General features: G+C 62.8%; 11 protein-coding genes and 1 pseudogene. 6 read left to right on the top strand and 6 right to left on the bottom strand.

The features are described 5' to 3' along the window. Nucleotides 1-111 precede the first annotated feature (111 nt). The gene (rnpA, locus tag FOC67_RS25980; RefSeq protein WP_003100251.1) at nucleotides 112-519 is read right to left on the bottom strand and encodes a ribonuclease P protein component; all 408 of its coding nucleotides are present in this window, start codon (nucleotides 517-519) and stop codon (nucleotides 112-114) included. A gap of 14 nt (nucleotides 520-533) precedes the next feature. Next, a complete protein-coding gene (rpmH, locus tag FOC67_RS25975; RefSeq protein ID WP_003100258.1) occupies nucleotides 534-668 on the bottom strand; it encodes a 50S ribosomal protein L34 in 135 nt (44 codons plus the stop codon). A 525-nt stretch (nucleotides 669-1,193) separates the two neighbouring features. Here rpmH and dnaA point away from each other — a divergent pair. The 5 genes and pseudogenes from dnaA to FOC67_RS25950 all read left to right on the top strand — a co-directional run bounded on the left by dnaA (nucleotide 1,194) and on the right by FOC67_RS25950 (nucleotide 8,264). After that, nucleotides 1,194-2,738, top strand: a complete 1,545-nt coding sequence (gene dnaA / locus FOC67_RS25970; protein ID WP_003109151.1) for a chromosomal replication initiator protein DnaA — start codon at nucleotides 1,194-1,196, stop codon at nucleotides 2,736-2,738. Nucleotides 2,739-2,766: 28 nt separating this feature from the next. Continuing rightward, a complete protein-coding gene (gene dnaN, locus FOC67_RS25965; protein WP_003097262.1) occupies nucleotides 2,767-3,870 on the top strand; it encodes a DNA polymerase III subunit beta in 1,104 nt (367 codons plus the stop codon). A 9-nt stretch (nucleotides 3,871-3,879) separates the two neighbouring features. Further along, a pseudogene (gene recF / locus FOC67_RS25960) lies at nucleotides 3,880-4,982 on the top strand (DNA replication/repair protein RecF). 3 nt (nucleotides 4,983-4,985) lie between these two features. Beyond that, nucleotides 4,986-7,406: a DNA topoisomerase (ATP-hydrolyzing) subunit B gene (gene gyrB, locus FOC67_RS25955; RefSeq protein WP_003097268.1), complete on the top strand. Its 2,421-nt coding sequence runs from the start codon at nucleotides 4,986-4,988 to the stop codon at nucleotides 7,404-7,406. Between the two features lie 120 nt (nucleotides 7,407-7,526). After that, on the top strand, nucleotides 7,527-8,264 hold the full coding sequence (locus FOC67_RS25950) for a hypothetical protein (RefSeq protein WP_159068405.1): 738 nt from the start codon (nucleotides 7,527-7,529) through the stop codon (nucleotides 8,262-8,264). Between the two features lie 660 nt (nucleotides 8,265-8,924). On the opposite strand, the gene FOC67_RS25945 is transcribed toward FOC67_RS25950, so the two are convergent. Together FOC67_RS25945 and gmhB are read right to left on the bottom strand one after the other, a co-directional pair. Beyond that, nucleotides 8,925-9,698 carry a 1-acyl-sn-glycerol-3-phosphate acyltransferase gene (locus FOC67_RS25945; RefSeq protein WP_003100265.1) on the bottom strand — a complete coding sequence of 258 codons (774 nt, stop codon included), beginning with the start codon at nucleotides 9,696-9,698 and terminating at the stop codon, nucleotides 8,925-8,927. Nucleotides 9,699-9,709: 11 nt separating this feature from the next. Then, the gene (gmhB, locus tag FOC67_RS25940; RefSeq protein ID WP_004351911.1) at nucleotides 9,710-10,246 is read right to left on the bottom strand and encodes a D-glycero-beta-D-manno-heptose 1,7-bisphosphate 7-phosphatase; all 537 of its coding nucleotides are present in this window, start codon (nucleotides 10,244-10,246) and stop codon (nucleotides 9,710-9,712) included. Nucleotides 10,247-10,577: 331 nt separating this feature from the next. Between gmhB and FOC67_RS25935 the strand changes: the two genes are divergently transcribed. Beyond that, the gene (locus FOC67_RS25935) at nucleotides 10,578-12,284 is read left to right on the top strand and encodes a di-heme-cytochrome C peroxidase (RefSeq protein WP_003161952.1); all 1,707 of its coding nucleotides are present in this window, start codon (nucleotides 10,578-10,580) and stop codon (nucleotides 12,282-12,284) included. Nucleotides 12,285-12,340: 56 nt separating this feature from the next. On the opposite strand, the gene glyS is transcribed toward FOC67_RS25935, so the two are convergent. Then, the gene (gene glyS, locus FOC67_RS25930) at nucleotides 12,341-14,395 is read right to left on the bottom strand and encodes a glycine--tRNA ligase subunit beta (protein ID WP_030047954.1); all 2,055 of its coding nucleotides are present in this window, start codon (nucleotides 14,393-14,395) and stop codon (nucleotides 12,341-12,343) included. Then, nucleotides 14,395-15,342: a glycine--tRNA ligase subunit alpha gene (gene glyQ, locus FOC67_RS25925; RefSeq protein ID WP_003097276.1), complete on the bottom strand. Its 948-nt coding sequence runs from the start codon at nucleotides 15,340-15,342 to the stop codon at nucleotides 14,395-14,397. The genes glyS and glyQ overlap by 1 nt, the downstream gene beginning before the upstream one ends. Nucleotides 15,343-15,423 lie beyond the last annotated feature (81 nt).

Here is a 15,423-nt window from a genome sequence, read left to right as displayed (position 1 = left end):
TGCTGCGCGATAGCCTCGTACGCTAGGGAAGTACAACTTGGCTGGGAACGACGGTGCCGGGTCATCGAAGGGGGGATGACACTACAGGGATCGGGATGCGCGGGCATCGACCTATGCATGAGTACCGTCGGCCACGCCAGGGGCGTCAGCAGGGCTTTCCGTGCGAGGTCGATTGCGCAACAGGCGTTTCCAGAGCTTGCCGAACTGCTGGTGCAGCTCCGGATTTTCCAGTTCGCCCAGGCCTTTGCGCGCGATCACCACGATATCCCAGCCAGCCAGGGTTTCCTGGTTATGGCGGAACGATTCGCGGATCAGGCGTTTGAGGCGATTGCGCTGGACGGCGAGCTTGACGTTCTTCTTGCCGATCACCAGGCCCAGGCGGGGGTGATCGAGACCGTTCTCGCGCGCCAGCAGCAGGACGTGCTTGCCGGGGACCTTGCCGGTCGGAGAGTCGAAGACTGCGCTGAATTGCCGGGCTGTCAGTAGACGCTTGTCCCGGTCGAAGTCCCGACTCACCACCCGTACCGGATAAATCAGACGGTCAGACGCTTACGGCCTTTGGCGCGACGACGCGACAGAACCTGACGGCCGTTCTTGGTGGCCATACGGGCGCGGAAACCGTGGACGCGAGCGCGCTTGAGGGTGCTGGGTTGGAAAGTACGTTTCATGATTCGGTACCTGGGTTGACGACTTGAGGTCGCAGTGACCCCGTTTAAAGAGACCGGCGATTCTAGTGAAATCGAACGGGCAGGTCAATTTCCAACCAGCGATGACGTAATAGATAGATACAAGGAAGTCATTTTTCTTTTAAAGGATAGAAACGGTTAATGCTCTTGGGACGGCGCTTTTCTGTGCATAACTCGATGAAGCCCAGCAACTGCGTGTTTCTCCGGCAGGAAAAAGGTTGTCGAGAACCGGTGTCGAGGCTGTTTCCTTCCTGAGCGAAGCCTGGGGATGAACGAGATGGTTATCCACAGCGGTTTTTTCCACACGCCTGTGCGCAGGGATGTACCCCCTTCAAAGCAAGGGTTATCCACAAAGTCCAGGACGACCGTCCGTCGGCCTGCCTGCTTTTATTAAGGTCTTGATTTGCTTGGGGCCTCAGCGCATCGGCATGTGGATAAGTACGGCCCGTCCGGCTACAATAGGCGCTTATTTCGTTGTGCCGCCTTTCCAATCTTTGGGGGATATCCGTGTCCGTGGAACTTTGGCAGCAGTGCGTGGATCTTCTCCGCGATGAGCTGCCGTCCCAACAATTCAACACCTGGATCCGTCCCTTGCAGGTCGAAGCCGAAGGCGACGAATTGCGTGTGTATGCACCCAACCGTTTCGTCCTCGATTGGGTGAACGAGAAATACCTCGGTCGGCTTCTGGAACTGCTCGGTGAACGCGGCGAGGGTCAGTTGCCCGCGCTTTCCTTATTAATAGGCAGCAAGCGTAGCCGTACGCCGCGCGCCGCCATCGTCCCATCGCAGACCCACGTGGCTCCCCCGCCTCCGGTTGCTCCGCCGCCGGCGCCAGTGCAGCCGGTATCGGCCGCGCCCGTGGTGGTGCCACGTGAAGAGCTGCCGCCAGTGACGACGGCTCCCAGCGTGTCGAGCGACCCCTACGAGCCGGAAGAACCCAGCATCGATCCGCTGGCCGCCGCCATGCCGGCCGGAGCCGCGCCTGCGGTACGCACCGAGCGCAACGTCCAGGTCGAAGGCGCGCTGAAGCACACCAGCTATCTCAACCGTACCTTCACCTTCGAGAACTTCGTCGAGGGCAAGTCCAACCAGTTGGCCCGTGCCGCCGCCTGGCAGGTGGCGGACAACCTCAAGCACGGCTACAACCCGCTGTTCCTCTACGGTGGCGTCGGCCTGGGCAAGACCCACCTGATGCATGCGGTGGGCAACCACCTGCTGAAGAAGAACCCGAACGCCAAGGTGGTCTACCTGCATTCGGAACGTTTCGTCGCGGACATGGTGAAGGCCTTGCAGCTCAACGCCATCAACGAATTCAAGCGCTTCTACCGCTCGGTGGACGCACTGTTGATCGACGACATCCAGTTCTTCGCCCGTAAGGAGCGCTCCCAGGAGGAGTTCTTCCACACCTTCAACGCCCTTCTCGAAGGCGGCCAGCAGGTGATCCTCACCAGCGACCGCTATCCGAAGGAAATCGAAGGCCTGGAAGAGCGGCTGAAGTCCCGCTTCGGCTGGGGCCTGACGGTGGCCGTCGAGCCGCCGGAACTGGAAACCCGGGTGGCGATCCTGATGAAGAAGGCCGAGCAGGCGAAGATCGAGCTGCCGCACGACGCGGCCTTCTTCATCGCCCAGCGCATCCGTTCCAACGTGCGTGAACTGGAAGGTGCGCTGAAGCGGGTGATCGCCCACTCGCACTTCATGGGCCGGCCGATCACCATCGAGCTGATTCGCGAGTCGCTGAAGGACTTGTTGGCCCTTCAGGACAAGCTGGTCAGCATCGACAACATCCAGCGCACCGTCGCCGAGTACTACAAGATCAAGATATCCGATCTGTTGTCCAAGCGGCGTTCGCGTTCGGTGGCGCGCCCGCGCCAGGTGGCCATGGCGCTCTCCAAGGAGCTGACCAACCACAGCCTGCCGGAGATCGGCGTGGCCTTCGGCGGTCGGGATCACACCACGGTGTTGCACGCCTGTCGTAAGATCGCTCAACTTAGGGAATCCGACGCGGATATCCGCGAGGACTACAAGAACCTGCTGCGTACCCTGACAACCTGACGCAGCCCACGAGGCAAGGGACTAGACCATGCATTTCACCATTCAACGCGAAGCCCTGTTGAAACCGCTGCAACTGGTCGCCGGCGTCGTGGAACGCCGCCAGACATTGCCGGTTCTCTCCAACGTCCTGCTGGTGGTCGAAGGCCAGCAACTGTCGCTGACCGGCACCGACCTCGAGGTCGAACTGGTTGGTCGCGTGGTACTGGAAGATGCCGCCGAACCCGGCGAGATCACCGTACCGGCGCGCAAGCTGATGGACATCTGCAAGAGCCTGCCGAACGACGTGCTGATCGACATCCGTGTCGAAGAGCAGAAACTCCTGGTGAAGGCCGGGCGTAGCCGCTTCACCCTGTCCACCCTGCCTGCCAACGATTTCCCCACCGTAGAGGAAGGTCCCGGCTCGCTGAACTTCAGCATTGCCCAGAGCAAGCTGCGTCGCCTGATCGACCGCACCAGCTTCGCCATGGCCCAGCAGGACGTGCGTTACTACCTCAACGGCATGCTGCTGGAAGTGAACGGTGGCACCCTGCGCTCCGTCGCCACCGACGGCCACCGACTGGCCATGTGCTCGCTGGATGCGCAGATCCCGTCGCAGGACCGCCACCAGGTGATCGTGCCGCGCAAAGGCATCCTCGAACTGGCTCGTCTGCTCACCGAGCAGGACGGCGAAGTCGGCATCGTCCTGGGCCAGCACCATATCCGTGCCACCACTGGCGAATTCACCTTCACTTCGAAGCTGGTGGACGGCAAGTTCCCGGACTACGAGCGTGTACTGCCGCGCGGTGGCGACAAGCTGGTGGTCGGTGACCGCCAGCAACTGCGCGAAGCCTTCAGCCGTACCGCGATCCTCTCCAACGAGAAGTACCGCGGCATTCGCCTGCAGCTTTCCAACGGTTTGCTGAAAATCCAGGCGAACAACCCGGAGCAGGAAGAGGCCGAGGAAGAAGTGCAGGTCGAGTACAACGGCGGCAACCTGGAGATCGGCTTCAACGTCAGTTACCTGCTCGACGTGCTGGGTGTGATCGGTACCGAGCAGGTCCGCTTCATCCTTTCCGATTCCAACAGCAGCGCCCTGGTCCACGAGGCCGACAATGACGATTCTGCCTATGTCGTCATGCCGATGCGCCTCTAATCACGCTGAATGTCCCTGACCCGCGTTTCGGTCACCGCGGTGCGCAACCTGCACCCGGTGACCCTCTCCCCCTCCCCTCGCATCAACATCCTCTACGGCGATAATGGCAGCGGCAAGACCAGTGTGCTCGAAGCCATCCACCTGCTGGGCCTGGCGCGTTCATTCCGCAGTGCGCGCTTGCAGCCGGTGATCCAGTATGAGGAAGCGGCCTGCACCGTATTCGGCCAGGTGATGTTGGCCAACGGCATCGCCAGCAACCTGGGGATTTCCCGTGAGCGCCAGGGCGAGTTCACCATCCGCATCGATGGGCAGAATGCCCGGAGTGCGGCTCAATTGGCGGAAACTCTCCCACTGCAACTGATCAACCCGGACAGCTTTCGGTTGCTCGAGGGAGCGCCGAAGATCCGCCGACAGTTCCTCGATTGGGGAGTGTTCCACGTGGAACCTCGGTTTCTGCCCGTCTGGCAGCGCCTGCAGAAGGCGCTGCGCCAGCGGAACTCCTGGCTCCGGCATGGTAAACTGGACCCCGCGTCGCAAGCGGCCTGGGACCGGGAATTGAGCCTGGCCAGCGATGAGATCGATGCCTACCGCAGAAGCTATATCCAGGCGTTGAAACCGGTATTCGAGGAAACACTCGCCGAATTGGTTTCACTGGATGACCTGACCCTTAGCTACTACCGAGGCTGGGACAAGGACCGGGACCTCCTGGAGGTTCTGGCTTCCAGCCTGTTGCGCGACCAGCAGATGGGCCACACCCAGGCGGGACCGCAGCGTGCGGATCTTCGCATACGGTTGGCAGGTCATAACGCCGCGGAGATTCTCTCGCGCGGTCAGCAGAAGCTGGTGGTATGCGCCCTGCGCATCGCCCAAGGCCATCTGATCAATCGCGCCAAGCGCGGACAGTGCGTCTACCTGGTGGACGACCTGCCCTCGGAACTGGATGAGCAGCATCGAATGGCTCTTTGCCGCTTGCTTGAAGATTTGGGTTGCCAGGTATTCATCACCTGCGTGGACCCGCAACTATTGAAAGACGGCTGGCGCACGGATACGCCGGTATCCATGTTCCACGTGGAACATGGAAAAGTCTCTCAGACCACGACCATCGGGAGTGAAGCATGAGCGAGAACAACACGTACGACTCTTCCAGCATCAAGGTGCTGAAGGGGCTGGATGCCGTACGCAAGCGCCCCGGCATGTACATCGGCGACACCGACGATGGCACCGGTCTGCACCACATGGTGTTCGAGGTGGTGGATAACTCCATCGACGAAGCGCTGGCCGGTTACTGCAGCGAAATCAGCATCACCATCCATACGGATGAGTCGATCACTGTCCGCGACAATGGACGCGGTATTCCGGTGGATATCCACAAGGAAGAAGGGGTTTCTGCGGCGGAAGTGATCATGACCGTCCTCCACGCCGGCGGCAAGTTCGACGACAACACCTACAAGGTGTCCGGCGGCTTGCACGGTGTGGGCGTCTCGGTGGTGAACGCGCTTTCCCATGAGCTGCGCCTGACCATCCGTCGCCACAACAAGGTCTGGGAACAGGTCTACCACCACGGCGTTCCGCAGTTCCCACTGCGCGAAGTGGGCGAGACTGATGGCTCCGGTACCGAAGTTCACTTCAAGCCGTCCCCGGAGACCTTCAGCAACATCCACTTCAGTTGGGACATCCTGGCCAAGCGCATCCGCGAACTGTCCTTCCTCAACTCCGGCGTCGGCATCCTGCTGCGCGACGAGCGTACCGGCAAGGAGGAGCTGTTCAAGTACGAAGGCGGTCTGAAGGCCTTCGTCGAGTACCTGAACACCAACAAGACCGCGGTGAACGAGGTATTCCACTTCAACGTCCAGCGTGAAGAGGACGGCGTGGGTGTGGAAGTCGCCTTGCAGTGGAACGACAGCTTCAACGAGAACCTGCTCTGCTTCACCAACAACATCCCGCAGCGTGATGGCGGCACCCACCTGGCCGGTTTCCGTTCGGCGCTGACGCGTAACCTGAACAACTACATCGAGGCCGAAGGCCTGGCGAAGAAATTCAAGATCGCCACCACCGGCGACGATGCCCGCGAAGGCCTCACCGCGATCATCTCGGTGAAGGTACCGGACCCGAAGTTCAGCTCGCAGACCAAGGACAAGCTGGTCTCCTCCGAGGTGAAGACCGCGGTGGAACAGGAGATGGGCAAGTACTTCGCCGACTTCCTGCTGGAAAATCCCAACGAAGCCAAGGCCGTGGTCGGCAAGATGATCGACGCCGCCCGTGCCCGCGAGGCCGCACGTAAGGCGCGCGAGATGACCCGCCGCAAGGGCGCGCTGGACATCGCCGGCCTGCCCGGCAAACTGGCCGATTGCCAGGAAAAGGACCCGGCGCTCTCCGAACTGTACATCGTGGAGGGTGACTCCGCGGGCGGTTCCGCCAAGCAGGGCCGCAATCGCCGGACCCAGGCGATCCTGCCGCTCAAGGGTAAGATCCTCAACGTCGAGAAGGCACGCTTCGACAAGATGCTCTCCTCCCAGGAGGTCGGTACGCTGATCACCGCCCTGGGCTGTGGCATCGGCCGCGAGGAATACAACATCGACAAGCTGCGCTACCACAACATCATCATCATGACCGATGCTGACGTCGACGGTTCGCACATCCGCACCCTGCTGTTGACCTTCTTCTTCCGCCAGATGCCCGAGCTGATCGAGCGTGGCTACATCTACATCGCCCAGCCCCCGTTGTACAAGGTCAAGCGCGGCAAGCAGGAGCAGTACATCAAGGACGACCAGGCCATGGAAGAGTACATGACCCAGTCGGCCCTGGAAGACGCCAGTCTGCACGTCAACGAGCACGCTCCGGGCCTGTCCGGGGCGGCGCTGGAGAAACTGGTCAACGAGTATCGCGGGGTGATCGCCACCCTCAAGCGCCTGTCGCGCCTGTACCCCCAGGAGCTGACCGAGCACTTCATCTACCTGCCTACCGTGTCGGTGGACGACCTGGCTAACGAGTCGGCCATGCAGGGCTGGTTGGAGAAGTTCCAGGCGCGCCTGACCGCCGCCGAGAAGTCTGGCCTGACCTACAAGGCCAGCCTGCGCGAAGACCGCGAGCGCCACCTGTGGCTGCCCGAGGTGGAACTGGTGGCCCACGGCCTGTCCAGCTACGTCACCTTCAACCGTGACTTCTTCGCCAGCAATGACTACCGCTCGGTGTCGCTGCTCGGCGACCAGCTGAACAGCCTGCTGGAAGACGGCGCCTACGTGCAGAAGGGTGAGCGCAAGCGCCCGATCAGCGCCTTCAAGGACGGCCTGGACTGGCTGATGGCCGAAGGTACCAAGCGCCACAGCATCCAGCGATACAAGGGGTTGGGCGAGATGAACCCTGAGCAGCTGTGGGAAACCACCATGGATCCGAATGTCCGGCGCATGCTCAAGGTGACCATCGAGGACGCCATCGCCGCCGACCAGATCTTCAACACCCTGATGGGCGATGCCGTGGAGCCGCGCCGCGACTTCATCGAAAGCAACGCGCTGGCGGTGTCGAACCTGGACGTGTGACAGGTTGTCCTGCAACAACGTTATTGGGCAGACGCCGATGACTGGTATGACGATGACGAAGCCCTGGACGCTGAGCAGGTGAGCGGTTCGTCACCATCACTCGACCCTACGAAAATAGCGTTGCTGATTGACGGCCTGAACGGTGCCGCTTCGAGAGGCTGCGCGGCAGCTCATTACGCATTGGCACTGATATATAGAGGGGACGATCTCGGTGAGGAGGCGGGCTCCTCTTATTGGTACTCGTTAATGGAGCAGGGCCGCGAGCTTGAAGGGGTGCAGTTGGAGTGGGCGACGGCTTACAAGGAGCGCCTGCTCAATGCTGAACGAGAAGAACTCCATCTGAAAGAGTCGGCACGTCTGGGATGGGCAGATGCTCGTCTGGATATTGCTCTTGAGTGTGCGCAGCGAGCTGAGCACCAGGGGGACTTTGGACAAGCCGAGCATTGGTACAAGGAAGCAGCAGGCTTAGGGCATGTGGAGGCAATGCGATCTTTAGTCTGGTTGGCTGAGGATGCCGGTGATGTCGATTCCGCAAGGCATTGGAATCACCAGGCAGCTCTGCATGGTGATATTGAGGCGATGCGCGACCTGATTGATGAGGATGATCGGGGCAACCTATTTCAGAACTGGGTCTGGGTTTACCTAGCCCTGCATCTGGGTACTGATCTGCGGGAGAGTACGTTGCGGGCCTACCATGAAGGCGGTCTGTACGCGGATCAGGAATACGACGATGACCAGGGAGGGCCACTTTATGTCGCAGGAGATGAAGGGGTTCGTTTGGAGGCACTGAATGCTGTAGATGACGCCAGAGCCAGGGAGGCTGCGCAGGCACTCTTCAATCAGATCAGTCGTTCGTAGCTTTAAACTGGAAGGCAGTCTGGGCATCGGAGCCCTTCAATCCGAGGCGCTTGGTGAGGTGAAATTTGCCTACGATCAGAGCCAAATTTGGGCTTCCATCAGCCTGCCTTCTGCCCTACTCTGAACCGTATTGGCAGGTTGCCAATCCTGGGTGAACGGCATCCTCTACCCGGCTTGTGTGCTCTCAGCAGGCTATGCGGGAAATGACATTTATTGCGGTCATTCCGGCGGAAAATGTCACTTTATGCGGCGCAAACGTGACAATAATTCTGCCCGTTTCTCTCGTAAGTCATTGATTTTACTAGAGAGCTGAATGACAGATTTACTGCCTCTCTACACAGGTCGGCAGACCGACCCTCATGGAAACCCCGGCCTGGCGCCGGGGTTTTCTTTTTGCGCCAGGTAGCCTGGATACGGGCGCCAGGGGTGCCTTGCCAAGGTGTGGTCGAGCCCCGGTTGCTCGCCGGCATTGGCACCCTGGGCCCGGGCCTCCTGGCGGCGTTGCACCGCTCCTGTGGGCAGCGGACGCCGGTCGATTCGGTCGATCGTTGCCAACCGGCCTTGCTTTGCGCCTCGCGTGAAAACAAGAAGCCCCGCTATGGCGGGGCTTCTTTTATCGAATCGGCGCACAGTGCGCCTTGCAGGGGGCTTTGCGGCCCTTCACGAGACCACCGACGGCTCCGGATGGCTGACCCGCTGCTGGATGGGGCTGATCTCGGCCATGGTCTCGCTGACCCAGGCTTCGGCGCGCTGGTTTAGCTCGGCGATGGCGCGCGGGCCTTCGCCTTCGGCGTGCATCGCCGGGCCGATCACCACCTGGATGGTGCCCGGGTACTTGGCCCAGCCGGCCTTGGGCCAATACTGCCCGGCGTTGTGGGCGATCGGCAGTACCGGTAGCCCGGCGTTGACCGCCAGGGCGGTGCCGCCGCGGGAGAACTTGCCCATCTGCCCCACCGGAATACGCGTGCCTTCCGGGAAGATCAGCACCCAGGCGCCTTTCTTCAGGCACTCGTCGCCCTGCTTGGCCAGTTGCTTGAGGGCCAGCTTCGGCTGGCTGCGGTCGATGGCGATGGGCTTGAGCAGGGCCAGGGCCCAGCCGAAGAACGGCACGTAGAGCAGCTCGCGCTTTAGTACCTGGCTGAGTGGCTCGAAGAAGCCGGAGAGGAAGAAGGTTTCCCAGGTGCTCTGGTGCTTGGAGAGGATCACGCAGGGCTTTTCCGGGATGTTCTCCAGCCCGCGCACCTCGTAGCGGATGCCGGCGACCACGCGGGTCAGCCAGATCGCGAAGCGGCACCAGTTCTGTACCACGAAGCGGTAGCGGGCGCGGAACGGCAGGATCGGCGCGATGAAGAAGCTGAGGGTGCCCCAGACGAACGCGCTGGCGGACAGCAGCAGGTAAAAGAGGACGGTTCTGATGGCCTGCACTGTCGACATGTATTCTGACCTTACTGAAGTAATGCGCTGGCGACTGCCGCCAGATCGTCGAATATCAGGGTGCCCTCTGGCAAGGGCTTGCCCAGCGTACGTACACCTTTTCCGGTCTTTACCAACACCGGCTGACAATCGACGGCCCGCGCCGCCTCCAGGTCACCGATGCTGTCGCCGACGAACCAGATACCCGACAGATCGACCCCGTAGTGCTCGCCGATCTGCCGCAGCATACCCGGCTTCGGCTTGCGGCATTCGCAGCCGTCGTCCGGTCCATGCGGACAATAGACGATGAGGCCGACCTCGCCGCCCTGCTCCGCGACCAGTTCGCGCAAGCGCGCATGCATGGCCTCGAGCACCGCCAGGTCGTAATAGCCACGGGCGATGCCGGACTGGTTGGTAGCCACCGCGACGGTCCAGCCGGCCTTGCTCAGGCGGGCGATGGCCTCGATCGAGCTGGGGATGGGGATCCACTCGTCGAGGGTCTTGATGTAATCGTCGGAGTCGAGGTTGATGACTCCATCGCGGTCGAGAATCAGCAGGGAACGGGACATCGATGCGCAGTTGGCCATGAACGGAAAGGATCGATTCTACCTCAGCCAGCCGGAGCATCGCGGATGGATCGACGAGCCCCCTACGCTGGACAATCTGTACTAGATTCAATAATGGCAATGGAATGGCAATCCCAGGCCAGGGAGTCATTTGGCACGCAGCAGTGGGTGTCTCGGAGTACGTGCGAACCCCTTGGCGGGTGGATCACCGGAGTAACGCAGTAAGCGCCTATCGCATGCCAGCACGGCCGACCGGCCGTGTTTCCACCACAGGTGGAGCGGGCATGACGACGGGGAGTTCCGGGGCGTCTGCCCGTTCCCAAGGACGGTAACCGTGAAACGCCTGAAAAAGACACTGCACCTTTCAAGCTTGTCCCTCGTTTCCCTGGCTCTTTCTTCCGCCGCCCTGGCGGCCGCTCCGGTCATGCTCGACCAGGGCAAGGAATGGACCGAAAGCCACCGCCAGGACTTCTACAGCCGCGACCAGGGCTCGCAGGTGATGCCCCTGCCCTGGCTCAAGGCGTTGCGACAGCCGGATGGAACGCCTTTCCTCGCCGACAGCCTGGCCCGCTACGGCTATTTGCCCAATCCCAAGGCGCCCGCGGAAGGCCTGCCGGTGGGCTTCACCGTAGCCGGCACGGGCGCCCGGCAGATGGTCGGCATGACCTGTTCGGCCTGCCATACCCGGCAGATCGAGGTGAAGGGCACGGCCTATCGGATCGACGGCGGTCCGGCGATCGTCGACTTCCAGGCATTCCTCGCCGACCTCGATCGGGCCGTGGGACCGCTGACCAGCGATGACGCCGCCTTCGACGCCTTCGCCAAGCAGATCCTCGGGGCCAATCCGCCTCCCGGTGCGCGTGACGCCCTGCTCGCGGCGGTGAAGGAATGGTACGAGCCCTATCACACGCTGATCGAGCGCGCGCTGCCCAAGGACACCTGGGGACCGGCGCGACTGGACGCGGTATCGATGATCTTCAACCGCCTTACCGGGCTGGATATCGGCACCGCGCCGCCCTATCTGATTCCCGACAACATCAAGGCGGCGGATGCGCCGGTGCGCTACCCGTTCCTGTGGAACGCGGCGCGGCAGAACAAGACCCAGTGGCCCGGCTTCGCCGCCAACGGCAACGACCTGCTCGGCCTGGCGCGCAATGTCGGCGAGGTCTACGGGGTGTTCGCCACCTTCCACCCGCAGAAGAGCAAGTTCCACCTGCTGGGCATGGACTACCTGAAGGTCAACTCGGCCAACTTCCACGGGTTGGGCAAGCTGGAGGAGCTGATCAAGAAGATCGGCCCGCCGAAGTGGCCCTGGGCGGTGGACAAGCACCTGGCCAGGAAAGGCGCGCTGATCTTCGCCCGCAAGACCGACGAGGGTGGCTGCGTGGAGTGCCACGGCATCCGGATCAAGGACCTGGTGCTTTGGGACACTCCGCTGAGGGACGTCGGCAGCGACAGCCGCCAGCACGCCATCCTCGATGGCCAGGTGCAGACCGGCGTGATGGAGGGCGCGCGGATGCCGTTCGGCCAGCCGCTGAAGGCGACCGACGGAGCCTTCGATGTACTCGCCGTAGCGGTGGCCGGTTCGATCCTGCAGCACTTCGTGCCGATCCTCGGTGAGAAGCACGATGCCAAGGCGGCGGCGGTCAAGCCGGAAAGCGTGATGACCGACGAAACCCGGCAACTGCTGACCGCCTTCCAGAAGCCGGTGCGTACCCAGGCCGACCCCTACCCCTACGAGTCGCGCGTCCTGCAGGGGATCTGGGCGGCGGCGCCGTACCTGCACAACGGCTCGGTGCCGACCCTGGAAGAGTTGCTGAAGCCGGCCGCGGAGCGGGTGGAATCCTTCCCGGTGGGCTCGGCCTACGACGTGGACAAGGTCGGCCTCGCCGCCCAGCAGACCCAATTCGGCAGCTATGTGCTGAAGACCACCGGCTGCGAGCAGCGTGATTCCGGCAACAGCCGCTGCGGCCATGAGTACGGCACCAGCCTGTCGGCCGAGGAGAAGCGCGCGCTGCTGGAGTATCTGAAGGTCCTGTAGTGAAAAAGGCCCGGTGTCGCGAGGACGCCGGGCCTTTTCTTCGAGGCGGGACTGGCTCAGCCGAGCAGCGAGATGTCCGCCACCCCGAGGAACGACCCGCGCAGCTTGGCCAGCAGCGCATAGCGGTTGGCGCGCACCGCCGCGTCGTCGACATTGACCATCACATCGGCGAAGAACGTATCCACCGGCTCGCGCAAGGCCGCCAGGCGGGCCAGCGCGGCGCGATAGTCGCGTGCCGCTGCCAGCGGCGCGACTTCGCTCTCGGCGTTCGCCACGGCGCTGCCCAGGGCCTTCTCGGCGGCTTCCACCAGCAGGCTGGCATCCACGTTCGGCGGAACCTCGTCCTCGGACTTGGCGAGAATATTCGACACCCGTTTGTTCGCCGCGGCCAGGGCCTCGGCTTCAGGCAACTGGCGGAAGGCCTGGACGGCCTGTACGCGCTGGTCGAAGTCCAGCGGCGAGCTTGGCTTGAGCGCGCGCACCGACTGGTACACGGCCACGTCCACGCCTTCGTCCTCGTAGCGCGCGCGCAGGCGGTCGAACACGAAGTCCAGCACCTGCTCGGCCAGGCCGGCGGCCTTGACCTTGTCGCCGTATTGCTCGACGGCGGCGTTGACCGCGGCTACCAGGTCCAGGTCGAGCTGCTTCTCGATGAGGATGCGCAGCACGCCCAGCGCAGCGCGGCGCAGCGCGTAGGGGTCCTTGCTGCCGGTGGGAAGCATGCCGATGCCGAAGATACCGACCAGGGTATCGAGCTTGTCGGCCACCGCCACGGCGGCGCCGGTCAGGGTCGAGGGTAGCTCGGCGCCGGCGCCGCGCGGCATGTACTGCTCGTTGAGGGCCAGGGCGACGTCTTCCGCTTCGCCGCCGTGGGTGGCGTAGTAGTAGCCGGCGATGCCCTGCATTTCGGGGAACTCGCCGACCATCTCGGTCGCCAGGTCACACTTGGACAGGATGCCGGCGCGCGCGGCGTTCTGCGCATTGCCGCCTATACGTTCGGCGATGTAGGCGGCCAGGCCGGAGACGCGCTGGGCCTTCTCGAACACGGTGCCGAGCTGGGCCTGGAACACTACGTTGCGCAGGCGCTCATTGAAGCTTTCGAGCGGCTGCTTCTTGTCCTGCTTGAAGAAGAACTCGGCGTCGGTGAGGCGCGGGCGAACCACCTTCTCGTTACCGCTGACGATGTTCTCCGGCGCCTTGCTCTCGACGTTGGCGACGGTGATGAAGCGAGGCAGCAGCTTGCCGTTGGCGTCCAGCAGGCAGAAGTATTTCTGGTTGTCCTGCATGGTGGTGATCAGGGCTTCCTGCGGGACCTCGAGGAAGCGCTCCTCGAAGGAGCAGACCAGCGGCACCGGCCACTCGACCAGTGCAGTCACTTCGTCGAGCAGGCTCGGCGGCACGATGGCGCTGCCCTGTTGCTCGGCGGCCAGTTCGGCCACGCGCTTGGCGATCAGCTCGCGGCGCTCGGCGAAATCGGCCAGCACATGAGCGCCGCGCAGGTCTTCCAGATACGCTGCCGGGCTGGAAATACGCACATTGTCCGGATTGTGGAAGCGGTGGCCACGGGATTCGCGCCCGGCTTTCTGGGCGAGGATCTCGCACTCGACCACATCGTCGCCGAACAGCATCACCAGCCATTGGGTCGGACGCACGAACTCCTCGCGGCGAGCTGCCCAGCGCATCCGCTTGGGAATCGGCAGTTCGTTCAACGAGGCCTCGACGATGCCAGGCAGCAGGCCGGCGGCCGGTTGGCCGGCGATGGTCTGGCTGAAGCGCAGCTTCGGACCGCTCTTGTCGATATGCTGCAGATCCACGCCGCACTTCTTGGCGAAGCCCAGGGCGGCCTGGGTCGGGTTACCGCTGGCGTCGAAGGCGGCCTGTAGCGGCGGACCGTCTAGGTTGACGGTACGGTCGGGCTGCTGCACGGCGAGTTGCTCGACCAGCACGGCGAGACGGCGCGGCGCCGCATAGAAACGCGCAGCGGCATAGCTCAGACCGGCAGCCTTGAGGCCCTTCTCGATACCGCTGAGGAAGGCTTCGCCGAGGCTGTTGAGGGCTTTTGGCGGCAGCTCTTCGGTGCCCAGTTCGACCAGGAAATCCTTGGCGCTCATCATTCGGCCTCCTTCAGCTTGGCCAGTACTTCGTCACGCAATTCGGGGGTGGCCATGGGGAAGCCGAGGCGCGCGCGGGCCTGCAGGTAGCTCTGCGCCACGGCGCGGGCCAGGGTACGCACGCGAAGGATGTAGCGCTGGCGCTCGGTGACCGAGATGGCGCGCCGCGCATCCAGCAGGTTGAAGGTATGCGAAGCCTTGAGGACCATCTCGTAGGTCGGCAACGGCAGCTCCAGCGCGATCAGGCGGTTGGCTTCGCTTTCGTAGAAGTCGAACAGTTCGAACAGCTTCGGCACGTTGGCGTGCTCGAAGTTGAAAGTGGATTGCTCCACCTCGTTCTGGTGGAACACGTCGCCATAGGTGACCTTGCCGAACGGGCCGTCGGTCCAGACCAGGTCGTAGACCGAGTCCACGCCCTGCAGGTACATGGCCAGGCGCTCCAGGCCGTAGGTGATCTCGCCGGTGACCGGATAGCACTCGATGCCGCCGACCTGCTGGAAGTAGGTGAACTGGGTGACTTCCATGCCGTTCAGCCAGATTTCCCAACCCAGGCCCCAGGCGCCGAGGGTCGGCGACTCCCAGTTGTCCTCGACGAAGCGGATGTCGTGGACCAGCGGGTCGATGCCGATGGCTTTCAGCGAGCCGAGATACAGCTCCTGGAAGTTCTCCGGGTTCGGCTTCAGGACCACCTGAAACTGGTAGTAGTGCTGCAGGCGGTTGGGGTTCTCGCCGTAGCGGCCGTCGGTGGGGCGGCGGCTCGGCTGGACGTAGGCGGCGTTCCAGGTCTCCGGGCCAATGGCGCGGAGGAAGGTGGCGGTGTGGAAGGTGCCGGCGCCCACTTCCATGTCGTAGGGCTGCAGCACCACGCAGCCCTGCTCGGCCCAGTAGTTCTGCAGGGCGAGAATCAGGTCTTGGAAGGTGCGCACGGCGGGCGTAGTCTGGCTCACGAAATTCACCTGTGCTGAGGCTTCGATACAAAACGCGGAAGTATACCCGATTCCCGCGCCGCCTCGCCCGTCCCCCCGATC

This window comes from Pseudomonas sp. FDAARGOS_761, from assembly GCF_013343155.1.
Lineage (GTDB): Bacteria > Pseudomonadota > Gammaproteobacteria > Pseudomonadales > Pseudomonadaceae > Pseudomonas > Pseudomonas aeruginosa.
This window is presented reverse-complemented; position numbering and strand designations above follow the sequence as displayed.

What these genes read in the sequence shown, in the direction of transcription:
- rpmH (WP_003100258.1), bottom strand. Translation starts at nt 668, where the DNA reads ATGAAACGTACTTTCCAACCCAGCACCCTCAAGCGCGCTCGCGTCCAC.
- dnaN (WP_003097262.1), top strand. Translation starts at nt 2,767, where the DNA reads ATGCATTTCACCATTCAACGCGAAGCCCTGTTGAAACCGCTGCAACTG.
- gyrB (WP_003097268.1), top strand. Translation starts at nt 4,986, where the DNA reads ATGAGCGAGAACAACACGTACGACTCTTCCAGCATCAAGGTGCTGAAG.
- FOC67_RS25945 (WP_003100265.1), bottom strand. Translation starts at nt 9,698, where the DNA reads ATGTCGACAGTGCAGGCCATCAGAACCGTCCTCTTTTACCTGCTGCTG.
- gmhB (WP_004351911.1), bottom strand. Translation starts at nt 10,246, where the DNA reads ATGTCCCGTTCCCTGCTGATTCTCGACCGCGATGGAGTCATCAACCTC.
- glyS (WP_030047954.1), bottom strand. Translation starts at nt 14,395, where the DNA reads ATGAGCGCCAAGGATTTCCTGGTCGAACTGGGCACCGAAGAGCTGCCG.